This window comes from Streptomyces glaucosporus, from assembly GCF_039533345.1.
In the GTDB taxonomy this organism is placed as follows: domain Bacteria; phylum Actinomycetota; class Actinomycetes; order Streptomycetales; family Streptomycetaceae; genus Streptomyces; species Streptomyces glaucosporus.
On sequence record NZ_BAAATJ010000044.1, the window covers coordinates 1 to 22,402 of the forward strand.

Annotated in this window: 18 protein-coding genes and 1 pseudogene; 6 read left to right on the forward strand and 13 right to left on the reverse strand. The window is 75.2% G+C overall.

What is annotated here, in order from left to right; translation table 11 throughout:
- Positions 1-319 precede the first annotated feature (319 nt).
- Entirely contained in the window at positions 320-1,519 is a 1,200-nt protein-coding gene (locus tag ABD358_RS27880; RefSeq protein ID WP_425576444.1) for an IS701 family transposase, read from the forward strand.
- Positions 1,520-1,725: 206 nt separating this feature from the next.
- On the opposite strand, the gene ABD358_RS27885 is transcribed toward ABD358_RS27880, so the two are convergent.
- The 6 genes from ABD358_RS27885 to ABD358_RS27910 form a co-directional block, all read right to left on the reverse strand.
- On the reverse strand, positions 1,726-3,678 hold the full coding sequence (locus ABD358_RS27885) for a helix-turn-helix domain-containing protein (protein WP_344633943.1): 1,953 nt from the start codon (positions 3,676-3,678) through the stop codon (positions 1,726-1,728).
- Between the two features lie 85 nt (positions 3,679-3,763).
- Complete coding sequence (locus tag ABD358_RS27890) at positions 3,764-4,579, reverse strand: AfsR/SARP family transcriptional regulator (RefSeq protein WP_344633944.1); 816 nt, start codon at positions 4,577-4,579, stop codon at positions 3,764-3,766.
- Positions 4,580-4,838: 259 nt separating this feature from the next.
- Positions 4,839-5,387, reverse strand: a complete 549-nt coding sequence (locus tag ABD358_RS27895) for a hypothetical protein (protein ID WP_344633945.1) — start codon at positions 5,385-5,387, stop codon at positions 4,839-4,841.
- Positions 5,384-6,529 (reverse strand): ROK family glucokinase, encoded by a 1,146-nt coding sequence (locus ABD358_RS27900; RefSeq protein ID WP_344633946.1) that lies wholly within the window; start codon positions 6,527-6,529, stop codon positions 5,384-5,386. Before ABD358_RS27900 ends, ABD358_RS27895 begins: the two co-directional genes overlap by 4 nt.
- 61 nt (positions 6,530-6,590) lie before the next feature.
- Positions 6,591-7,310 (reverse strand): GntR family transcriptional regulator, encoded by a 720-nt coding sequence (locus tag ABD358_RS27905; RefSeq protein ID WP_344633959.1) that lies wholly within the window; start codon positions 7,308-7,310, stop codon positions 6,591-6,593.
- A gap of 184 nt (positions 7,311-7,494) precedes the next feature.
- Complete coding sequence (locus tag ABD358_RS27910; protein WP_344633947.1) at positions 7,495-8,697, reverse strand: cytochrome P450 family protein; 1,203 nt, start codon at positions 8,695-8,697, stop codon at positions 7,495-7,497.
- A 231-nt stretch (positions 8,698-8,928) separates the two neighbouring features.
- Here ABD358_RS27910 and ABD358_RS27915 point away from each other — a divergent pair, with 231 nt between their 5' ends.
- Positions 8,929-9,720: an IclR family transcriptional regulator gene (locus tag ABD358_RS27915; protein ID WP_344633948.1), complete on the forward strand. Its 792-nt coding sequence runs from the start codon at positions 8,929-8,931 to the stop codon at positions 9,718-9,720.
- A 61-nt stretch (positions 9,721-9,781) separates the two neighbouring features.
- Here the strand turns inward: ABD358_RS27915 and ABD358_RS27920 are convergent, their stop codons facing one another.
- On the reverse strand, positions 9,782-10,081 hold the full coding sequence (locus ABD358_RS27920) for a DUF5955 family protein (protein ID WP_344633949.1): 300 nt from the start codon (positions 10,079-10,081) through the stop codon (positions 9,782-9,784).
- Between the two features lie 528 nt (positions 10,082-10,609).
- Here ABD358_RS27920 and aceB point away from each other — a divergent pair.
- The gene (gene aceB / locus ABD358_RS27925) at positions 10,610-12,232 is read left to right on the forward strand and encodes a malate synthase A (RefSeq protein ID WP_344633950.1); all 1,623 of its coding nucleotides are present in this window, start codon (positions 10,610-10,612) and stop codon (positions 12,230-12,232) included.
- 56 nt (positions 12,233-12,288) lie between these two features.
- Here the strand turns inward: aceB and ABD358_RS27930 are convergent, their stop codons facing one another.
- The 3 genes from ABD358_RS27930 to ABD358_RS27940 all read right to left on the reverse strand — a co-directional run bounded on the left by ABD358_RS27930 (position 12,289) and on the right by ABD358_RS27940 (position 15,662).
- Positions 12,289-13,974: an AMP-binding protein gene (locus tag ABD358_RS27930; RefSeq protein WP_344633951.1), complete on the reverse strand. Its 1,686-nt coding sequence runs from the start codon at positions 13,972-13,974 to the stop codon at positions 12,289-12,291.
- Positions 13,975-14,113: 139 nt separating this feature from the next.
- Complete coding sequence (locus ABD358_RS27935) at positions 14,114-14,506, reverse strand: VOC family protein (protein WP_344633952.1); 393 nt, start codon at positions 14,504-14,506, stop codon at positions 14,114-14,116.
- A 46-nt stretch (positions 14,507-14,552) separates the two neighbouring features.
- The gene (locus tag ABD358_RS27940; protein ID WP_344633953.1) at positions 14,553-15,662 is read right to left on the reverse strand and encodes a winged helix DNA-binding domain-containing protein; all 1,110 of its coding nucleotides are present in this window, start codon (positions 15,660-15,662) and stop codon (positions 14,553-14,555) included.
- 144 nt (positions 15,663-15,806) lie between these two features.
- Between ABD358_RS27940 and ABD358_RS27945 the strand changes: the two genes are divergently transcribed.
- The 3 genes from ABD358_RS27945 to ABD358_RS27955 all read left to right on the forward strand — a co-directional run bounded on the left by ABD358_RS27945 (position 15,807) and on the right by ABD358_RS27955 (position 18,493).
- Entirely contained in the window at positions 15,807-16,277 is a 471-nt protein-coding gene (locus ABD358_RS27945; protein ID WP_344633954.1) for a nuclear transport factor 2 family protein, read from the forward strand.
- Positions 16,278-16,477: 200 nt separating this feature from the next.
- Positions 16,478-18,247 carry a PucR family transcriptional regulator gene (locus ABD358_RS27950; protein ID WP_344633955.1) on the forward strand — a complete coding sequence of 590 codons (1,770 nt, stop codon included), beginning with the start codon at positions 16,478-16,480 and terminating at the stop codon, positions 18,245-18,247.
- A gap of 18 nt (positions 18,248-18,265) precedes the next feature.
- Positions 18,266-18,493, forward strand: coding sequence for a DUF3099 domain-containing protein (locus ABD358_RS27955; RefSeq protein ID WP_344633956.1), 228 nt, complete (start codon positions 18,266-18,268; stop codon positions 18,491-18,493).
- A 24-nt stretch (positions 18,494-18,517) separates the two neighbouring features.
- On the opposite strand, the gene ABD358_RS27960 is transcribed toward ABD358_RS27955, so the two are convergent.
- The 3 genes and pseudogenes from ABD358_RS27960 to ABD358_RS27970 all read right to left on the reverse strand — a co-directional run.
- Positions 18,518-20,287 carry an ABC transporter ATP-binding protein gene (locus ABD358_RS27960; RefSeq protein ID WP_344633957.1) on the reverse strand — a complete coding sequence of 590 codons (1,770 nt, stop codon included), beginning with the start codon at positions 20,285-20,287 and terminating at the stop codon, positions 18,518-18,520.
- A complete protein-coding gene (locus ABD358_RS27965) occupies positions 20,284-22,011 on the reverse strand; it encodes an ABC transporter ATP-binding protein/permease (RefSeq protein ID WP_344633958.1) in 1,728 nt (575 codons plus the stop codon). The genes ABD358_RS27960 and ABD358_RS27965 overlap by 4 nt, the downstream gene beginning before the upstream one ends.
- A pseudogene (locus ABD358_RS27970) lies at positions 22,008-22,402 on the reverse strand (hypothetical protein); the annotation flags it as partial. The pseudogene ABD358_RS27970 and the gene ABD358_RS27965, both read right to left, overlap by 4 nt.

Genomic DNA, 22,402 nt, shown 5'->3' on the forward strand with positions numbered 1-22,402 from the left:
GGCGGCGACCATGTCGCCGAGACCCGCCGCAACATCACCGGCTACCTGGACGGTCTGGAGATCCGGTGAGCGCCGCGGAGCCACACGGCACCGGCCCCTGATCCGCGGTCCTCCCGGCACCACCGGCCCCGGCGGCGCAGCATGCCGTACAAGTCCGCACAGCTCCGGGGACACACTCGGTTCACGTACGCCAGCGGTATGTGACCACCGGCGCACCAAGCCGCGAAATCAGGTGTCTGGAGCACCTCGTGAGATCACGGCCGTACCAGCCATGGTGGACAGGCAACCCCGACAGCGCCGCCCACACGGCAGGAGCATCGTGAACGCTTTCACTATCGGGACAGACGGCTCTTCCGCCACACTGACAGTGCCTCACCAGCGCGGTGTCCCCTCCGGTACCGATGTGTCCGACGACATCGTCGCCGAGCTGTGCACCGTCCTGTTCTCCCTGCTGAGCCGGAGGGACCGTCGGCTGCGCGCGGAGCAGTACCTGCGCGGTCTGCTGACCACGCCGGGCCGCAAGTCCATCCGCAACATCGCGGCCCATCTGGGCGGAGCGGCCGTGGAGCAGAGCCTGCACCACTTCATCTCCAGCTCGGCCTGGGACTGGCGGCCCCTGCGCATCGCCCTGGCCGACTACCTGGAACACACAGCGGCGCCGCAGGCGTGGGTGATACGGCCGATCCACATACCCAAGGCAGGCAGGCACTCGGTGGGCGTGGACCAGCACTTCGCGCCTCATCTGGGTCAGGTCTTCCGCGGCCAGCAGGCTCTCGGAGTCTGGCTCGCCTCCCCCGAGCTGAGCGCGCCCGTCAACTGGCGGATGGTCCTTCCGGAACCGTGGATCAACGACCCAAAGCGGCGTGAGCAGGCCGAAGTGCCCGAGGGGCTCGGGGCGGAGAGCACGGAGGAGTGCGCCGTGTCCGCCGTCGTGCAGATGGCGCAGCGGTGGAGCATTCCGCGGCGGCCGGTCCTGATCGACCTGCGGCGGGGCGGCCTCTCCGCAGCGACCGGCCGGCTGGCCGCGGGCGGCGTGCACTTCGTCGCCCGGATCAGCCCCTCGTGCCGGATGACCGTCGCCGACCCGGCGCTGCCCGGCTACCGGGCCGGTTCGCTGCCCGCCCAGAGGATACTCGAGCTGGTCAAGGGCACGCGGACCCCTGTCGCCTGGCGGGACGCGGCGCACGGGAACACCCTGCGCACGACCCTGGCCTCGACCGTGCCCGTCGCGCTGCCGGGTCCTGCCGGGTCCAGGCCCCGGCGGCTGCTCCTGGTGGGCGAGTGGACCAACCCGGCGCAGCCTCCCTCCCAGCTGTGGGTCACCGGCATGACGCATCTGCCGGTCGGATCGCTGCTGCGGATCGCCAAGCTGAACGACCGGGTGGAGGAGGACTTCGCGCGCATCGGCGACCGGGCCGGGCTGCGGGACTTCGTGGGGCGCTCCTTCCGCGGCTGGCACCGTCACATGACGCTGGCCTCCGTGGCGCACACGGCGATCGCCCTGGGGGCCTCCGGGTGAGGCCCCCAGGGAGCGGGCTCAGCCGAGACCCGCTCCCAGGCCGCGGCCCACCGTCACGGCGTACGAACCGCCGCCGCCCGTGCTCGCCCTGCCGCCCACGCGGATGTGCGTCTTCACGCACATCACGCCGGTGACGTACCGCGCGCTGCGGTCGGCCGCAGCGCGCGGTACGTCACCCTCCGGGGCGACAGGCCCGGGCCGGCGTCTCAGGAGTGGGCGGCATCCGGTGGACCGAGGCGCAGCACCGCCCTCATCCTGTGCATCTTCAGGGCCAGCTGGACGTCCAGCACGCGGCCGGGCCGCTGCCATTCGGGGCCCAGGAGCGCGGTGATGCGCTCCAGGCGCCGCGACACGGTGTTGGGGTGGACGTGGAGTGTTTCGGCGGCCTTGCTCGGGCTGGCCCCCGTGGCGAAGTAGGCGTTCAGCGTCTCGGTGAGGTCGGTGGCGTTCTTGCGGTCGTAGTCGACGACCGGCCCGATGGCGGTGTCGATGAAGGCGTTCACGTCGTGTGCCTCGGACAGCAGCAGTCCCATGAAGCCGAGGTCTCCGAGGGACGCGGTGCTTCCGGCGGCGTCGAGGGCGGTCAGGGTCTCCAGGCAGCGCACCGCCTCCCCGTGCAGGCGGCTCACGTCGCCCAGGCCCCGGCCGGGGCCGGCCGCGCCCACGGTGACCGGGTGTCCCAGCATCGCCGTCAGCTCACCGCCCACGGAGCGCGCGGTCGCCGAGGCGTCCGTGCCCGGCAGCAGCAGCATGATGCAGCCGTCCTGGACGGTCTTCAGACCGGCGTGCGCGTGGGCGTAGGAGGAGGCCCACACGATGGCGCGGCCGTATCCTCCCCCTCCGGGGCGCACCGCCAGCAGGACGTGCGGCTCGGTCAGGTCCAGGCCGATGTCGGCCAGGCGTTGTTCGAGGTGGCGCGCCTGCTGTAAGCCGCGGGACGGCAGGGCGAGCAGTTCGTTGAAGAGCGCGTCGTGGACCGGCGCCTGTGTCACCGCCGTACCGCGTTGCAGGAGCAGGTGGAGCGCGAAGGTCTCGGTGGCGAGCCGCAGCATCTGCTGGTCCTCCCCCGCCAGTGCCGTGGCGGGGCGCAGTACGACGAACCCGAGGTTCTCGGCACCGGCCAGCACGGGCGTGATCCAGGTCCCCTCGCCGTGCATCACCGAGGCGCGCTGCGCGTGGGCCTCCCAGGACGTCCTGGCCACTGCGGCGTCGTCCAGGTCCGGCAGGTCGGCCGTGGCCGTCATGGTCCGGCCGGCGGGATCGCGCAACTGCAGGGTGCTGTCCAGCGCGTCGGCTGCGGCCTGGGCCAGGGTGTCGAGGTCCGCTCCGGACAGCAGCAGGCCCGTCATGCGGCTCTGCGCGTCCCGGAGCTGCTCGAGCCTGGACAGGGCGGCGCGGGCGCGGAAGCCGTCCAGTTCGAGTTCGCTCATCTCGTTCCTGACCTCCTGGAGCCACTCCGCGCGTTCGATCGCCACCGCGCCGAGCGCGGCCAGCGAGCAGCTCAGGCCGATCTCGTCCGGGGTGAGGCGCCGTACGCTGCGGGCGGCGCAGAACAGGACGCCCAGGGCGCTGTCGCCGTGGATCAGGGGCACGGTGAGCAGCGACCTGATGCCCTCGGCGCGGACGAACTCGTCGGTGCGCGGGCAGTGCTCCAGGCTGGTGTCGCGGAGGTAGTCGGCGGTCCACAGCGGGGCGCCCATGGCGATGGCCTGCTGCCCCGGTCCGCCTTCCAGTCGCGTCCCCGGCACGATGGCCGAGGTCGCGCCCTCGGCGGCGTGGAGGCTCAGACTGCCGTCGTCCTCGCGCAGGCCGATGCACGCGAGGTCCGCGTTGACGATCCGTCTGACCCGCCGGGTGATGACGTGCAGCAACTCGCCCAGGTCGTGCGACCGGGCCATGGCGCGTGCGGTGTCGACGAGTTCGGCGAGGGCGTCCTCGCGCTGCCGGCGCCGGTCCTGGGAGGCGCGGACGACGTAGGCCAGTCTGACGGCCTGTTCGAGGCGGGTCCGCTCGGCTGCGGAGCATTCCCGGTCCGCGCGCAGCAGGAGTTCCTCGTAACTTTCCAGGGGTGCTTCTTCGGCGAGGAGCCTGAGCACGGTGAGTAAGTCGAGGCGGTCCACGTCTGCTCGGTCCATCATGCCCTGCCCCCCGTCGGCCATGCGGCTCCGTCGAACCTAGACACTGCAAGATCGGCCAGTCAAGCGCCCCTTTCCGTGCGGGCGCCGGGGGCTCCTCCCCCGTCCGTCAGAGCCTCTGGAGCCGCGGAATTCCGTGCGGGCCCGCCAGGCTGAGGACCCGGTCACCACTGCCGCGCGCCGCCCGCGCCCCTTCCCCGCCCGGCACGACCCGGCGGGCGGTGAGCGCCGGGGAGCCGCGGCGTCGGCGCAGATACCGCCTGATCACCTCGGGATCCTGGCCGTTGTGGTCCAGATCGGCCTTCAACTGGGCGTACAGCGGTGCCGGCGAGTGGAACCGGGCGAGCACCCGCGCGAGGTCGGCGCAGAGCTCGCGCCGGCATCCGAGCCGGAAGCCCGCGTCGATCCACCGGTCCACGGCCCGCCGCCAGGAGTCGGTGAGCAGAGCCGACTGGAAGCGCAGGTGCGGTCCCTGGACGATCCCCGTGAACGGGGCGGCCGTCCACAGCTCCAGTGCCTCGCGCAGCCGGTGGCCCGCCATGTGCAGGTCTCCCGCCTCCAGCGCCCGGTAGCCCGCTCCGGCCGCCCGCTCGAACGCCCTGGCATCGCTGGAGCCGCCGCCGGTGTCCAGCCGGTACCCACCGGGCACCCAGACCAGCACGTCCTCGGCCGACCGTTCGCTGCCCGCCACCCGCAGTGCCGTGCCGATGTCGGCGCGCAGCTGGCGAATGTGGGATCCCAGCGCCTGTTCGGCGTGCGCGGGCGCCCCTTGCGGCCACAGCTCCTCGGCGATGGCGCACGTGGGCACGACGCGGTCGGCGGAGGCCGCCAGCAGGGCGAGCACCTGCCTGGGCGGTGCAGCGGAGGGCGAGATGGGCACTCCCCCCTCGTGGACCGTCAGCCCTCCGAGCACCTTCAGGTCCATGCCGCCGTCCCCCTCCGCCGATTCGGCTGACGCCGACTCGGCAAAGTGTAGTATAATAATTTTTTCATTTTTGAGGCAGGCGGCCCTGCGGACGGCTCCGGGACGTCGCCGGGCTCCTCACGAGCGAAGAGCCGCCTCGGTTCGCCGCGGGGGTTCCCGTGCCACGCATCGGCCCCAGGGCACGCCCGGTCCCCGCTTCCCCCGCCCCGGGTCCTCGGAAGCGGGGAGCCGGGAAGCCCGGAATTCCTGCGGAACGTCCTCAGAACTCCACCGTGGAGACGACGTAGACCCGCAGGCGCTCCTCCTCGGTGACGTCCACGGTGATCTCCAGGTCGGGCCGCTCGCCGGGCCGCTCGATCCTGGCGCCCTCGTACCGGTGGCCGGGCAGGCCGAGGTCCCAGCCGACCACGTCCGCCTGCCGGTCGCCGACGCCCTCCCGGCCCGCGCGCAGCTCGGCGGGGTCGCCGCCCGCCTCCTCCAGGAAGGTCTTCAGCCTCTCCCGGGAGGTGCGGAACTGGACGTAGAAGGAGCTGCGCTCCCAGGCGTTGCGCTCGTAGTGCGCCACATAGCTCGCCCCCTGGGGTATGGGGACCTCGTAGATGCGGCGCTCGACCTTGCTCGGCCACTGCCACACCAGGCCGGTGGCGGCGGCATCCCGCTGCTTGTCCTTGCCGCTCTCGCGGCTCTGGTGGGCGGAGAGCACCAGGTACCCCGCCGGGACGGCGATCAGCAGCACCACCACGATCGCGGCCAGCCAGCGGTGCTTGGGGCGGTGCGGCGGACGGTCGGGCAGGGGGAGGGAGGTCATCGGCCGCTCACCCACCCCCGGGTCGCCAGCAGGCCGGCCCCGGTGCGCTCGTACCGCTCCACGCGGCGGCGGTTGGCGCGGCGGAACCGGCGGGCGACCAGCCGGGCGAGGTCGGCGGCGCCGACCATGCCCGCCTCCGGCCCGAGCTGGGCACGGACGATGCGGGCCTCCGGGCGGTAGCCGCGGCCGGTGAGGTGGCGGCGGAACGCCTCCCGGGCGGGGCCGATGAGGAGTTCGTCGGCGGCGCTGACGCCGCCGCCGACGACGAAGCAGGACGGGTCCAGGGCGGCGGCCAGGTTGGCGATGCCGATCCCCAGCCATTCGCCGATGTCCTGGAGGAGCTCGACGCACATCGCGTCGCCCTCGCGGGCCAGCTCGGTGATCAGCGGGCCGGTGATGTCGGGGATGCGGCCGCCGACCCGGTCGATGACCCCGTGCGCGACCGGGGACTCGGCGGCGGCCAGCTCACGGGCCTCGCGGACCAGGGCGTTGCCGGAGCTGTACTGCTCCCAGCAGCCGCGGTTGCCGCAGGGGCAGCGGTGTCCGCCGGGCACGACCTGCATGTGGCCGAACTCCCCGGCCACGCCGTACCTGCCCCGCTTGACCTGGCCGTCCTCCAGGATGGCGCCGCCGATGCCGGTGCCGAGGGTGATCATGACGAGGTGGTCCTCGCCGCGTCCCGCGCCGAAGCGCCACTCGCCCCAGGCCGCGGCGTTGGCGTCGTTGTCGACCATGACCGGGACGGCCAGCCGGGCGGTCAGCGCGTCGCGCAGCGGCTCGTCGCGCCAGGCCAGGTGGGGGGCGAACAGCACCCGGGAGCGGTCGGAGTCCACCCAGCCCGCCGCGCCGATGCCGACGGCGTGGACGTCGTGCCGGTCCGAGAGGTCCAGGACCAGCTCGGTGATGGTGTCCTCGACGACCTTGGGGCTCTTGGACTTGTCGGGGGTCTCGGTGCGGATCTTCTCCAGGATGTTGCCGTCGGCGTCGACGACGCCCGCCATCACCTTCGTACCGCCGATGTCGATTCCCACCGTCGGCACGCGCGGCGCGGACAGGTGCGAGCGCCGCTCGCGGGTGGCAACGGTCCGCAGCACCGTCGCTCGGGTCGAGTTGCGGTGCGTCCGGTCGCGGTACGTACTCATCAGCTCGATTGTGCCCTACGCGCTCGCCCGCCCCGGCGCGGGCCGGTCGGGGGCGGGGCGGTCAGGAACGGACGAGGAGCTGGAACTCGAACGTGTACCGGGAGGCGCGGTAGAGGTGGGAGCCGTACTCCACGGCCCGGCCGGTGTCGTCGAACGCGGTGCGCTCCATGGTCAGCAGCGGCGCGCCCGCCGGCTCGCCCAGCAGCCCGGCCTCCTCGGCGGAGGCGGTGCGGGCGCCGATCGTCTGCCGGGCGCTGTGGAGGGTGACCCCGGCGGAGCGCATCAGCCGGTACAGGCCGGTGTTCTCCAGCGCGTCGCCGTCCAGGTCGACCAGGCCGGACGGGAGGTGGTTGCGCAGGTAGGCCATGGGCTCGCCGCGGGTGGAGCGGAGCCGTTCCACCAGGCGCACCTCACTGCCCTCGGGAATGCCGAGGGCGGCGGCGACCTCGGCGGTCGCCGCCACGGTGTCCAGCCGCAGGACCCGGGTGCCGGGGCGCCGTCCGGCCGCCTCCAGGTCGTCGTAGAGGCTGCTCAGCTCCAGCGGACGCTTGATCTGGCTGTGCACGACCTGGGTGCCGATGCCGCGGCGGCGCACCAGCAGGCCCTTGTCCACCAGGGCCTGGATGGCCTGCCGGACGGTGGGCCGGGACAGGCCGAGCCGGCCGGCCAGCTCGATCTCGTTGCCCAGCAGGCTTCCGGGGGAGAGCCGGCCCTGTTCGATGGCCGCTTCGAGCTGCTGCGAGAGCTGGAAGTACAGCGGGACGGGACTGCTGCGGTCCACGCTGAACTGGAGGTCCACCGGATCCTTCTTCGCCACGGTGCGGAGCCTAGTCGCGACGGCGATTGACGGAAAGACGTGAGGTCAGATTGACAGGACAAACAACCCCGGGTGGGCGGTCGCCCACGCTGCGGCAGCGCCTCAGCCGGACCTCCCCTCGCCCCGCGGCCCCGCGCGGGCCGGAGCGCTAGAAGCGCACCGGCAGGCGGATGGGGCCGCGGATGAGCAGGCCCCTCCGCCAGGAGAGGGCGGCCGGATGTGCGTCCAGGGCCAGCCCGGGGCAGCGTTCCAGCAGGGCGCGGAAGGCGATGCGGCCCTCCAGCCGGGCCAGCGGGGCCCCCAGGCAGTGGTGGACGCCGTGGCCGAAGGCGAGGTGCCCGCGCGTCTCGCGGCGGATGTCGAAGCGGTGCGGGTCCGGGAAGCGGCCGGGGTCGCGGTCGCCGTCGGCGAGGACGGGCAGCACCAGTTCCCCGCCGCCGGGGATCACCGTCCCGCCGATCTCCACGGGCTCGGTGGTGAAGCGGTAGGTGGGGGTCTCGACCGGGCCGTCGTAGCGCAGCGTCTCCTCGACGGCGTTCTCCGCCAGGGAGGGGTCCGAGCGCAGCAGCTCCATCTGGTCGGGGTGGGTGAGCAGGGCGAGGACCCCGTTGGCGATCAGGTTGACGGTGGTCTCGTGGCCCGCGACGAGCAGCAGCCACGCCATGCCGAGCAGCTCGCGGGGGGACAGCCGGTCGCCGTCCTCGTCGGCGGTGTGGATCAGCGCGCTGAGCAGGTCCTCGCCCGGCCGGCCGCGCTTCTCCTCCAGCAGCCCGGTGAGGTAGTCGGTGACGGCGGTCTCGGCGGCCCTCTTCTCCTCGGTTCCGGCGTCGCCGAGGATGGCGGCCGTCCAGGAGCGGAAGGACTCCCGGTCCAGGAAGGGCACGCCCAGCAGCTCGCAGATCACCGTGATGGGCAGCGGGAAGGCGTAGGCGTCCACCAGATCGGCCCGCCCGTCCGGGGCCTTCACCATCCGGTCCAGCAGGTCGTCGGCGATCTCCCGGACGCGCGGCGCCAGGGACTCCACGCGCCGCGCGGTGAACTCGCGGGCCACGAGCCCCCGCAGCCTGGTGTGGTCCGGCGGGTCGCTGCCGAGCATGTTGACCCCGGAGGACACCGGCTCCACCCCCAGGGCGGGCGAGGCGTTGCTCCAGTCCTTGGACAGCCGCCGGTCGGCGAGGGCGGCCCGCGCCTCCTCGTACCCGACGACCAGCCACGCCACGGCGTCCTCGGGGATCCGCACCCGGTGCACCGGGCCGCGGGCGCGCAGCTCCGCGTAGACGGGGTAGGGGTCGCGGACGAAGTCATCGCCCAGGGCCGCCAGATCGATCGGTGCCGCCTCGTCCGTGCTCATCCGCCGCGCCTTTCTGTGTCGACGGGCCGCCAACGGGCCGTGGGACCGATGATGCCAGCGGAACGGGGCGGGCAGAGGACCATATCCGGCCAGGTGGCGGGCGTCCGGCACGCGGCGGCACGCGGTCGGCGGGCACGCGCTCCCGCCGCGCCCCGGGGGCGGACACGGGCGCCGCGACGGCCGGGCGGGGGCCGGTAGGCTGCGTCCGAACCGACCCGAAAGGATCGCGACGTGCCGCCGTCCGCCGAGCGCAAGCACTCCTCCGCCAACGGCGGCGTCCAGTCCCTGGAGCGCGCCCTCGGCCTGCTGGAGCGGATGGCCGACGCCGGGGGCGAGGTCGGACTGAGCGAACTGGCCGCCGGCAGCGGACTGCCCCTGCCCACCATCCACCGGCTGATGCGCACCCTGGTGACCTGCGGCTACGTGCGCCAGCAGCCCAGCCGCCGCTACGCGCTCGGCCCCCGCCTCATCCGGCTCGGCGAGAGCGCGTCGAGGCTGCTGGGCGCCTGGGCGCGGCCGCACCTGGCGCGGCTGGCCGAGGAGACCGGCGAGACCGCCAACATGGCGCTGCTCGACGGCGACGAGGCGGTGTACGTCGCCCAGGCGCCCTCCCGGCACTCGGTGCGGATGTTCACCGAGGTCGGCCGCCGGGTGCTGCCGCACTCCACGGGGGTGGGCAAGGCCCTGCTGGCGCACCTGTCGGACGAGGAGGTGCGGTCGCTGCTGGCCCGCACCGGCATGCCCGCCGCCACCGAGCGGACCATCACCTCCCCGGACGCCTTCCTGGCGGCCCTGGAGCGGGTGCGCGAGGACGGGTACGCCGTGGACGACAACGAGCAGGAGATCGGGGTGCGCTGCATCGCCGTTCCGGTCCCCGGGGCGCCGGTGCCGACCGCCGTCTCCGTCTCGGGCCCGGCGGGCCGGGTGACGGACGCGGCCCGGGACGCGTTCGTCCCGCTGCTGCAGGAGGCCGCCCGCGACCTTTCGGCCACCCTGGCCGGCCCCCGCCCCGACGGCGGGTGACGGCCGGACGGACTCCGCGGCACGCCGGACGGGGCCCGCCCGCCGCCGGCCGGCGCGGACGTCAGCGCGCCGGACGCCCGAACAGCTCGACGGCGTTGCGCACCTCCCCCAGCGCCTCCGACAGCGCGCTCACGGAACCGATCGCTCCCGCGATCAGCAGCAGCGAGTGGCGGAGCCGGGCGACGTCGGGCTCACCCGCGCGCAGCATGGCGTCCACGGCCGCCAGTTCGTCCTCGGCTATCCCCCGGTCCGTCAGATGTGCACGGTAACCGGCCAGTTCGCGCCTCAAGCGGGTGACGGCCCGGTGCAGTGCGACGACCCTGGGGTCCTCCTGCCCGTGCACGACCGCACGCCGTTCCACCGTTTCTTTTCGCAACGCAGCTCCCCCCACACGGATGCTGTGTCCCGTCGTCGTTCCGTCGTTGATCCGTCGTCGTTCCCTTGCGGTCCCGCCGCGCTCCCCCGCTCCACCACCGCGGGAAGCACGCGTTCACCGGACGTTCCCACGCCCGCTGCCCCCTCTTCACCGCGCCGGCCGGGCGGGAGGGGTCCGCACAGTAAACGCCACTCTCCGCACACCGCGCTACACGGAGGGCGAAACTCGAGGCACAATTCCGGCCATTCGAATCGCTGTTCCCCTTGCCTCTGCCCGTGGCACATGCTCCAGGCGAAACCCGAGGCCGGGAAGGGTCGGGGCGGGAGAACCGCGCCCGCGGCGGACGGGAAGGGCCCGCTCCACAGGAGTGGAAACGGACACGGAAAAAGGTGGGCGGCGAGGGTGCGTCACCGCGCCGGCGATCATTGAGCTTCCACGATGAGGAAACTAACCTCCATTCCCGAGCAGTGCCGGTGGGCGCTGCGCGCCGCCCCGACGAAGGAGTGACCTCCCATGCCCGCAGCAGCGCCGATCCCGCCGGTGACCGTCCACGCCGCACCCGGACGGGCGCCGCGGCGCCAGGGGGAGGTCCTCACCGAGGCCGCCCTCGCCTTCCTCGCCGAGCTCCACCACCGGTTCACCCCGCGCCGCGACGAACTGCTGGCCCGCCGGGCCGGGCGCCGCGCCGAGATCGCCCGCACCGGCACCCTGGACTTCCTCCCCTCCACCGCCCACGTCCGCGAGGGGGACTGGCGCGTGGCCCCCGCCCCCGGGGCCCTCCGGGACCGCCGGGTGGAGATCACCGGGCCGGTCGACCGGAAGATGACGGTCAACGCCCTCAACTCCGGGGCCCGCGTCTGGCTCGCCGACTTCGAGGACGCCTCCTCCCCCACCTGGGAGAACGTGATCGGCGGCCAGGTCAACCTGATCGACGCCCGCGAACGCCGCATCGACTTCACCGCACCCGGGGGCAGGACGTACGCGCTCCGTCCCGCGGAGGAGCTGGCGACCGTCGTGGTGCGGCCGCGCGGCTGGCACCTGGACGAACGCCACCTGCGGGCCGGCGGCCGTCCCCTCCCCGGGGCGCTGGTCGACTTCGGCCTGTACTTCTTCCACAACGCCCGCCCGCTGCTCGACGCCGGCAAGGGGCCGTACTTCTACCTGCCGAAGCTGGAGTCGCACCTGGAGGCGCGGCTGTGGAACGACGTCTTCGTCTTCGCCCAGGAGTACTGCGGCGTCCCCCAGGGCTCCGTACGCGCCACCGTGCTGATCGAGACCATCACGGCCGCGTACGAGATGGAGGAGATCCTCTACGAGCTGCGCGACCACGCCTCCGGCCTCAACGCGGGCCGCTGGGACTACCTGTTCTCCATCGTCAAGAACTTCCGCGACGCCGGCGAGCGGTTCGTGCTGCCCGACCGCAACGCGGTGACCATGACCGCGCCCTTCATGCGCGCCTACACCGAGCTGCTGGTGCGCACCTGCCACAAGCGCGGCGCCCACGCCATCGGCGGCATGGCCGCCTTCATCCCCGACCGGCGCGACCCGGAGGCCAACGAGCGGGCCTTCGCCAGGGTCCGGGCCGACAAGGACCGTGAGGCGGCGGACGGCTTCGACGGCTCCTGGGTCGCCCACCCCGATCTGGTGCCGGTCGCCCGGGAGTCGTTCGACGCGGTGCTCGGCGAGCGCCCCCACCAGAAGGACCGGCTGCGCGAGGACGTCCGCGTCACCGCCGCCGACCTGCTCGCCGTCGACTCCCTGGAGGCGAGGCCGACCCGCGAGGGGCTGGTCAACGCCGTCCGGGTCGGCGTCCGCTACATCGAGGCGTGGCTGCGCGGCACGGGGGCCGTGGCGATCTTCGGCCTGATGGAGGACGCCGCCACCGCGGAGATCTCCCGCTCCCAGATCTGGCAGTGGGTCGACGCCGGGGTGGTGCTGGACACCGGGGAGAAGGTGACCCCCGAACTGGTCCGCGCCCTGGCCGGGGAGGACCTGGCGGCCGTCCGCGCCGAACTCGGCGAGGAGGCGTACGCGGCGGGCCGCTGGCAGCAGGCGCACGAGCTGCTGCTGAAGGTGGCGCTCGACCGGGACTACGCCGACTTCCTGACCCTGCCCGCGTACGAGCTGCTGGACTGAGGCGGGCGGCGGCCGGACGGCGCGGGGCGCGCGTCCGGCCGCCGGGCCGGTGCGGGTCAGCGGTCCCGGTACTCGGCGCCCGTGCCGCCCTCCCGGATGCGTGCCGCGTGCTCGCGCAGCTCGACGCGGCGGATCTTGCCGGAGACGGTCTTGGGCAGCTCGGCGAACTCCAGGACCCGGATCCGCTTGTAGGGGGCGAGGACGGCGCGGGAGTGCGCGAAGATCGCCTCGGCCGCCTCCGGGCCGGGCTCCCAGCCGTCGGCGAGGACGACGTACGCCTTGGGCACGGCCAGCCGCACCGGATCCGGCGAGGGGACGACGGCGGCCTCGGCCACCGCCTCGTGCTCCAGCAGGGCGCTCTCCAGCTCGAACGGGGAGATCTTGTAGTCGGACGCCTTGAACACGTCGTCGGCCCGCCCCACGTACGTGATCCGGCCGTCCGCGTCGCGCGAGCCGATGTCCCCGGTGTGGTAGTGGCCGCCGGCCATCGCCTCGGCGGTGCGTCCGGCGTCCCCGTGGTAGCCGGCCATCAGCCCCAGGGGCCGGTGCGCGAGGTCGAGGCAGATCTCGCCCTCGTCCACGCCCGGCTTGCCGGTGACGGGGTCCACCAGTTCCACGGTGTAGCCGGGCGCGGGGAAGCCCATGGAGCCGGACTTGACGGGCTGTCCGGGGAAGTTGCCGATCTGGACGGTGGTCTCGGTCTGGCCGAAGCCGTCGCGGATGGTCACGCCCCACGCGTCGCGCACCCGCTCGATCACCTCGGGGTTGAGCGGTTCGCCGGCGGCCACGGCCTCGCGCGGCGGGGTGCGCAGCTGCGTCAGGTCGGCCTGGATGAGCATCCGCCACACGGTCGGCGGCGCGCAGAAGGTGTCCACGCCCACCCGGTCCATCTCGGCCATCAGCCGGGCCGCGTCGAAGCGGGTGTAGTTGTGCACGAAGATCGTGGCCTCGGCGGACCAGGGCGCGAAGAAGCTGCTCCAGGCGTGCTTGGCCCAGCCCGGCGAGGAGATGTTGAGGTGGACGTCGCCGGGCTTCAGCCCGATCCAGTACATCGTCGACAGGTGCCCGACCGGGTACGAGACGTGGGTGTGCTCGACCAGCTTGGGCCGGGCGGTGGTGCCGGAGGTGAAGTACAGCAGCAGGGTGTCGTCGGCGCGGGTCGGCCCGTCCGGCTCGAACTCCGCCGCTGCGCCGTACGCCTCCGCGTGGTCCAGCCAGCCCGGCGCGGCACCGGCTCCGACGGCGATCCGGGTGTAGTCGCCGGGCACCCCGTCGAACTTGCCGGTGTCCGCGGCCCGGACGACCGCGTGCGCGGCCCGTCCCCGCTCGATGCGGTCGGTCAGGTCCGCGGTGCCCAGTTGCGGGGTGGCGGGGATGACGACGGCGCGGAGCTTCATCGCGGCCAGCAGGGTCTCCCACAGCTCGACCTGGTTGCCGAGCATCACGAGGATCCGGTCGCCCGCCCGTACGCCCAGTTCCCGCAGCCGGTTGGCGACCCGGTTGGAGCGGACGCGCATCTCCTCGAAGGAGACGCTCAGCTCGCTCCCGTCCTCCTCGGCGATGTGCAGGGCGGTGCGGTCGTTGCCCTCGGCCAGGGGGTCGAACCAGTCCAGGGCCCAGTTGAAGTGCGTCAGGTCCGGCCACCGGAACTCCTCGCGGGCCGCCGCGTAGTCCTCGCGGTGCCGCAGCAGGACCTCGCGCGCGGCGCGGAACGCCTCGGTCGGGTCGGCGGGTGCCGTCATGCGTCCTCCTTACTGCCCGGTGCCGCACCCCCTGGTGCGGGGTGCGGCGGGTACGGCGATCACACCACTCCCGGGCCGGGCGGGGGAAGGGACGCGACGGGAGCCCGCCGTGTCCCTTCCCCGGGCGGCCCCTTCGGGCTCACTCCTGGACGAAGAGGCAGAACGGGTGCCCGGCGGGGTCGGTGTAGACCCGTACGCCGTCCTGGGGCTGGAAGCCGGCGAGGGTGGCGCCGGCCGCGACGGCGTGCCGGTGGGCCGCCTCCAGGTCGTCGACCTCGAAGTCCAGGTGGAGCATCATCTGCTGCCGGTCGCGGCGGGCGGGCCAGGTGGGCGGCCGGTACTCCGGCTCGGTCTGGAAGGAGATCCTCGTGTCGCCCGGGCCTTCCAGACTCACCCAGTCCGGCTCGTCGTCGACGGTCTCCCAGCCCAGCAGGCGGCGGTAGAAGGCGGCCAGTTCGCGGGCGTCGGGCGCGTCGAGGACGACGCCCGCGAACGCCCTGGGAACGCCGTCGCGGTGGGGGGTGTCGCTCACTGCGGTGCCTCCGTACGGGGGTCGGGAACGGATGTCACCGGACCGGTTACCCGTGCCGGGCGTCGTCCCACCGCAGCGTGCGGTCGGCGCCCGGGGCGTGGAAGGCCGTCAGGGCGGCGGCCTCCTCCTCCAGCGCGGCGCGTTCGGCGGGCGGCAGCGGGGCGAACGGGGCGAGGGTGAGGACCGCCCGGGTGCCGCGCCGGTCCGTCCCCAGGTGCCAGGTGCCCCGCACGAAACCGTCGGAGAGGAAGACCGGGGAGGACGCGTTGCCCCTCCAGACCTTCCTGCGGTCGGCGTCGCGGATGACGCGCGTGCGGTCGGCGTGTCCGATGAAGACGTTGTCGTACTCGGGCAGGAAGCGCGCGGTGGCGGGGGTTCCGGCGCCGGGCCGGGGCGCGCCGGGCAGGTCGTACAGTTCGGTGCCGTCCTCGGACCGGAAGACCTCCAGGCGGGGCCGGAGCCGCTGGAAGACCTCCCTCAGCCCGGTGAGTCCGCTCCACATCCGGGCGTCCGCGACGGAGGCGGGCCCGAAGGCGGCGAGGTAGCGCAGGACGAGGGCGTCGGGCGCGGTGTCGGCGGAGAGCGCGGCGCCGAGCCAGGACTCGGCGGTGGTGTGGCGGGCCGCGCCGCCGCGCCGCCACAGTCCGCGCGGCGGCACCTGGACGAGGGCGAGGAGGTGGCGCGCGGCCATCGCCAGGGCGTGCGGCTCGTGGCCGGGCCACTCCCCGGCGAGCAGGAGGCCGAGTTCGCGGAAGGTCAGGGGCCGCTCCTCGACCAGTTCCCGCGCCCGTGCCGCGACCTTCGCCGGGTCCGTCCCGGCCAGCTTCTTCCCGAACGCCGATGTCAGCGTGCGGTCCTGCGGCTCCTGGAGCACGGGCCGCAGTGCCAGGCAGTCGCGGGCGGTGACGGTGTGGAGGGTGGAGCGCTGGAGGCTGAGCCGTACGATCTCGCGCCGCTCGATCCGGCGGGAGAAGCCCTCGGGGTCGAAGCCCTCGATCCGGCTCCACAGCGCGGTGTACGGGTTGCCGGGCACCTGGGAGTGGAGGCCGGCGAGGTGCTCGACCACCTCGGCCGCGTCCCGGCGCTCGCGGCGCAGCAGCAGCTGCCGTGCCAGGGTGGCCCGGTTGAGGTCGCGGGTGCCGAGCGTCTGCGTCATGGGGTCACCGTAGGGGCGGCTGAGGACGGTTCCCGTCCGCAAGGGGGGACGCGATGCGGACGATTCACTAATCAAGTTTGACCAATGACTCGCCGGGCAGGTACCGTCACGCCCGCTGGCCGACCCCGGATGACAGGAGTGCGCGTGGAGCGCAGCGAGATCGCCGAGAACCTGACCGGCTACACCCCCACCGAGGAGGACCTGCGCAGTCTGGAGAAGTGGTTCGAGACCTACGACGCGTACAGCTCCGCGCCCACGCCGGAGAACGTCGAGCGCATGGCCGACATGGCGGTCTTCCCGCTCAACCTGGTGACCGACGGCTCGGACGGCGACGCCTGGACCGGCCAGTGGGACCGCGGGCAGTACGTGAGGACGATGAACGCGGTGATGGGCGGCGCCGGCGGGGAGGGCGTCCGCTTCGAGTCGGTCCGCACCCCGTTCCTCCTCTCCCCCTCCCTCGCCGTGGTGTTCACCTCGTCGGTGATGACGACGGACGGCGGCGAGGAGCACCGGATGCACTACGCCGACGTCCTGGTGCGGAAGGACGGCGTCTGGTCCTTCCAGACGATGATCCAGGGCGGCTGGGCCGACATGCTCGGGGAGCGGCCGTCCTGACGGCGTGACCGCTTCCCCGGGGGCGGGCCGGCCCGCCCCCGGGGAAGCGGTCGCCGATCGCATGAAGGGCGTGTCCGCCCCATGAGCCGATCTTGTAGATTCGAACGAAGACCGGGAGGCGCCCCGCGTCCACACGCCCCGGGGCGACGGCGCCACGGTCCCGCGAACGAGTGGCACGAGAAGATCGGCGGACGACGAGAATGCGGCTGCGCGCACTGCTGGAGACCGAGTCCCTGGGGCTTCGCCTCCTGAACGGCGAGGAGGAGCTCGACCGGTCCGTGCGGGGCGTGATGACCACCGACCTCCGCGATCCCAGCCGCTACCTGTCGGGCGGCGAGCTGGTGCTGACCGGGCTGGCCTGGCGGCGCTCCCCCGAGGACTCCGAGCCGTTCGTCCGCGTCCTCGCCGCGGCCGGGGTCGCCGCGCTGGCGGCGGGCGAGGCGGAGCTGGGCACCGTCCCCGAGGACCTGGTGCGGGCGTGCGCCCGGCACCGGATGCCGCTGTTCTCCGTCGACGAGGACGTCGCCTTCGCGACGATCACCGAGCACGTGGCGCGGCAGGTCTCCGGGGAGCGGGCCGGGGACCTGGCCGCGGTGGTGGAGCGGCACCGGCGGCTGATGTCCTCGGGCCCGGAGGGCGGCGGCCCGGACGCGGTGCTCGACCTGCTGGGGTCGGACCTGGACCTGCGGGCGTGGGTGCTGTCCTCCACCGGCCGCCCGGTCGCCGGGGCCCACGCGGGCCGGCTCTCCCCCGAGGCCCGCGCCCGGCTGGCGGGCGAGCACCTGGCGGCGGTGCGGGCGGGACACCGCGGCCCGCACCGCGCCGTGGTGGAGGGGGTCGTCCACTCGCTGTTCCCGGTGCACGGCGAGGAGCGGGACCCGCGGGAGGCGGTGCTGTCGGCGCTGCCGTCGTGGGTGCTGGTCGTGGAGGCGGACGCGGGCGACTGGCCCGCCGAGCGGCTGGACCTGCTGCGCGGCGTCACCCAGCTGATCGCCGTCGAGCGCGAGCGCCGGGACGCCGCCCGCACAGTGGGACGCCGGCTGGCCCAGGAGGTGCTGGAGCTGGTCCGCACCGGGGCGCCACCGGCCGAGATCGCCGCCCGGCTGCGCGTCGCGGTCCCCGTGCTGCTGCCCGGCGCGGGCGCCGCCCCGCACTGGCAGGTGGTCGTCGCCCGGGTGGACTGGGAGGGCCCCGCCGCGCCGTCCGGGGAGCGTCTGGCGCGGGCCGCCGCCGCGCTGCTGGAGGAGACGCTGGCCGATCCCCGCTCCTCGGGGGGCGAGACGGGGGACCGGGTCGCGGTGGCCCTGGCGGGCGACGAGGCGGTGGCGTTCGTCCCCCTCCCGGCGCTCTCCGGGGACTCCGGGCTCGCCGGGGCTCCCGGGAACGCCGAAGACGCCGGGGACGCCCGGGACTCGGGGGGCGCGGCGGCCGGCGAGGACGGGGACTCCGGGAGCACGGGGGGCGCCGGGGACGCCGCGCTCGGTCCCGCCGCCCTGCTGGAGTCGGTGCGGTCCCCGCTGGAGCGCGGGCTGGAGGGCGGCGGCCGGCTGACGCTGGGGGTCAGCGCGGCCGTCCACTCCCCCGACGGGCTGCACGGCGCCCTGGAGGAGGCCCGCCACGCCCGGCGCGTCGCCGCCGCCCGGCCGGGGCGGGTGTGCGCGGCGGGGCACGAGGAGCTGGCCTCGCACGTGCTGCTGCTGCCGTTCGTCCCCGACGACGTGCGCCGCGCCTTCACCGCCCGGCTGCTGGACCCGCTGCGCGAGTACGACCGCCGCCACCGCGCCGAGCTGGTCCCCACCCTGGAGGCCTTCCTGGAGTCCGACGGCTCCTGGACGCGGTGCGCGGCCCGCCTCCACCTGCACGTCAACACGCTGCGCTACCGGGTGGGCCGCATCGAGCAGCTCACCGGCCGGGACCTGTCCCGGCTGGAGGACAAGGTGGACTTCTTCCTGGCCCTGCGCATGGGCTGACGGCCCTACCCTGGGGGTGTGTACACGCGCCGGCGCCACCGCTACCTCGCGCTGATGGCCGTCTGCCTGGTCCTGTTCGTCGGCGGCGGGGGCTTCGTGCGGCTGTGGTCGGTGCCGCTGGCGGTCGCGATGTGCGCGGTGGCCATGGTCATCCCGCCGGTCGCGGCGGTCGTCGCCAACCGCCGCGAACCGGACGACCGCTGGTGGGACGAGGACGGCCGGCGGGACGAGGACGGCCGCCGGTAGCGGCGTCCGCGCCCCGGCCGTCCCTCAGGCCCCCGGCAGGACGCGGGAGAGCGCGCCGCGGGCGGCGAGCTCCGCCCAGGTGCCCTCCGCGGTGATCCTCCCCTCCTCCAGCACGGCGACGCGGTCGGCGCGGCGCACCGTGGCGGCCCGGTGGGCGATCACCAGCGTGGCGCGGCGCGGGGCGTCCGCGGCGAGGGCGGCGGCCAGTTCGGCGTCGCCCGCGGTGTCCAGGTTGGCGGTGGTCTCGTCCAGGACCAGGATCCTCGGCCGGGCCAGCAGCGCGCGGGCCAGGGCGATCCGGGCGCGCTGCCCGCCGGAGAGGGTGGCCCCGCGCTCGCCGAGGACGGTGGCGTAGCCGTCGGGCAGGTGTGCGGCGATCCGGTCGACGCCGCAGGCGCGGGCGACGGCGCGCAGGTCGGCGTCGCCCGCGTCGGGGGCGGCCAGGCGGAGGTTGTCGGCGAGCGTCCCGTGGAACAGGGGGGCGTCCTGGCCGACGACGGCGACGGCGCGGCGCAGGTCGGCGTCGGCCGCTTCGCGGACGTCGAGCGGGGGCCCGTCCCCGGGGAGGAGTTCGACCGCGCCGCGGGCGGGGTCCCAGAAGCGGGCCAGCAGGTGGGCGCAGGTGGACTTGCCCGCGCCCGAGGCGCCCACCAGGGCGACCGTCCGCCCGGCGGGGACGGTCAGGTCGACGCCGGTGAGGACGGGCGCGCCGCCGTAGTCGAAGTGGACTCCCCGCATCCGCACTCCCAGGGGGCCGTCCGGCACCGGCCTCGGGTCGCGCGGCGGCGGCGCGAGGGCGGGGGCGCCGATCGCGGCCCCGACGCGGGCCGCCGCCGCCCGCAGGCTCCCTGCCCGGCCCAGCGAGGCGGCGGCCTCGGCGACCGGGGCGAGGATCCCCAGTGCCAGGGCCATCACCGCCGGCGCCCAGGCCCCCGGGAGACGGCCGGCGGAGACGGACCAGGCGGTCACCGCGACCGTGCCGGCCACGGCCGCCACCACCAGCGCCTCCCGGACCGCCGCCGCACCGGCCTCCCAGGACGCCTCGGCGCGCTGGGCGGCGCCCAGTGCGCGCCCCCGCTCGGCCAGCCGGGCGCGCCGGCGGTCCAGCGCGCCGAAGGCCAGCAGTTCGCGCAGTCCGTCCACCGTCTCCACGGCCTCGGCGGACAGCCGTGCCGCCTCCTCGCGGACGCGGGCCCCGCGCTCGGTCCGCGTCCGGGCGTCCAGCAGGGGGACGGCCGCCAGCAGCGCGGCGACGGGCAGGACCACGGCCACTGTCCACGGCTCCACGGCCGCCAGGACGGCCGTTCCCGCGGCGAACACCGCGCCGGAGGCCAGGAGGGTGGCGGTGGTGTGGGCGTAGAGGAACTCCAGGGCCTCCACGTCCGCCATGGCCGTGGCCGCCAGGTCGCCGCTGCGGCGCCCGGCGATCCGGGCGGGCGCGCTGCGGGCCAGCCCGTCGAAGACGCGGACCCGCAGCGCGGCCAGCACCCGGTAGGCCAGGTCGTGGGAGAGGTCCATCTCGCGCCAGGTGGACACCGCCCGCACCAGCACCAGGACGGTCAGCGCCGCGACGGCGGCCGGCGGCGGGGCGGCGCGCTCCAGCAGGGCGGTGCCGACGGTGTGCGCGGCCAGGGTGACCAGGGCGACCAGCGCCGCCTGGTCCACCAGGGCCGCCGCACAGGTGCGCACGGCCATGGCCCGGTGCCCGGCCAGCGCGGGCAGCAGGGCGCGCAGCGCCCCGGACGGCACGCGGGGGGCGGGCGCGGCGGGGTTCGTGGCGGGGTTCGCGCTCATGCGGCCCGCTCCTCTCCGGCCGCGACCAGCTCGGCGTACACCCCGCCCCGGGCCAGCAGGCCGCGGTGGTCGCCGACCGCCTCGACCCGGCCGCCGTCGAGGACGACGATGCGGTCCGCGTCCCGCACCGTCCGCAGCCGGTGGGCGATCACCAGCCGGGTGCGGCCCCGGCCCGCGCGCAGCAGCTCGGCCGTGATGGCGGCCTCGCGGCGTTCGTCGACGGCGCTGGTGGCCTCGTCCAGGACGAGGACGGGCGCGTCGGCCAGCAGCGCGCGGGCCAGCGCCAGGCGCTGCCGCTGCCCGCCCGAGAGGGTGGCGCCGCGCTCGCCGAGGACGGTGGCGTAGCCGTCGGGCAGCGCCGCGATCTCGTCGTGGACGCCGGCGGCCCGCGCGGCGCGCTCCACCTCCGCGTCGCTCGCGCCGGGACGGGCCAGCCGCAGGTTCTCGGCGATGCTCGCGGGGAAGAGGTAGGTCTCCTGGGAGACGACGGCGATGCCGCGGCGCAGCGCCTCCAGGGTGTACTCGGTGTTCTCCGTGCCGTCGAGCGTGATCCGGCCCCGGTCCGGGTCGCGGTGCCGCAGCAGCAGCGCCAGCAGCGTGGACTTGCCCGCGCCGGAGGGGCCGACGAGGGCGGTGGTGCGTCCGGCCTCGGCGGTGAAGGTCACTCCGCGCAGGGCGGGACGCGCGGCGCCGGGGTAGGTCAGGTGGACGTCCTCGAAGCGGATCCCGGGCGGCGCCTGCGGGGGTGTGCGCAGCCGGCCGGTGTCGGCCACCTCCGGCTCGGCGCGGCGGAGGGCGGCGATGCCGTCGGCCGCCGAGACCCCCAGGTAGCCCGCGTGCCACTCCCGGGCCAGGTCGCGGACCGGCCGGAAGCACTCCGAGGCGAGCAGGAGCAGCAGGTAGGTGCCGGTGGCGGTGGCGTGTCCGGAGGCGGCCGAGGCGCAGGCCAGCAGGGCCGCGGCGACCGTGCCGCCCTGGACGGCGAGGTCGGTCAGGGCGGTGTCCGCCAGGGACGCCCGCAGTTTGGCGACCGTGGCCCGGTGGAGGGCCGCCGACCGCTCCTCCAGCCGCTCGCGGACCCGGCCGACGGCCCCGGCCGCGCGCAGCGCGGGCATGCCCTGGAGGGCTTCCAGGTAGTCGGCGCCCAGCGCCTCGTAGGTGTCCCAGTGCTCGGTGCCGCGCCGGGCGAGCAGCCGGTCCCACCAGCGCGGGACGAGCAGGGCCAGGGCCAGCGCGGGGGCCAGGACGAGCGGCGCGTACGGCTCGACGGCCGCGACGGCCGCCAGCAGCGGCAGCGGCAGCAGGCAGGTGACGGCCAGCTGCGGCAGGTAGCGCGAGACGTAGGCGTCCACGCCCTCCACGCCGTCCACCACCGTGGCCCGCACGGCGCCCGCCCGCGAGGCCGTCAGGTGGGCCGGGCCGAGGCGGCCGAGGCGGTCCAGCAGGGCGTCGCGGAGCCGTACACGCACCAGCGCGCCGGCGCGGACCGCGACGCGCCGCTGCCACCGGCCCAGCAGGGCCCGCGCCACCACGGTGCCCAGGACCGCGGCCAGCGGGCCGGACACCCCCTCCGGCGTGCCGCGGGCGATCGCGGACAGGGCGTGGGCGAGCAGGACGGCCTGCGCCAGGTGGCAGGCGGCGACCGCGGCGAGCAGCGCCGCGGCGCCCGTCAGGGGCCCGGGGGCGGTGCGGGCGGCGGCGAGCAGTTCCCGGTGGAGCATCACGGCCGTGTCCCCTCCTTCCGTTCGTTCCTCCGGCCGGTCCGTCCGGACCGGCCGGTTTCCCCGGGCGCCGCCAGCGCGAGGCCGTGCACCACCCAGGTGCGTCCCGGCCGCTCCCCCAGCGCGGCGCCCAGGTCGGCGCCCTGCCAGGAGCCGACGGGCCGGGAGCGCAGCCCGAGGCGGGTGGCGACGGCCTGTGCGGTTCCGGCGGCGTGCCCGGCGCCCAGGTGCGCGGCGCGCACCCGGTGCGGCGGGGCGCCGGAGGGGCAGCCGCAGGCGAGCAGGACCGCGCCGGCGGTGGCGATCCAGCCCTGGCGGGCGGCCCAGGCGGCGAGCGTCGGGCGGGCCTCCCCGGCGGCGAGGCGGCGCAGGCCGCCGGGGGCGTCCGGGTCGG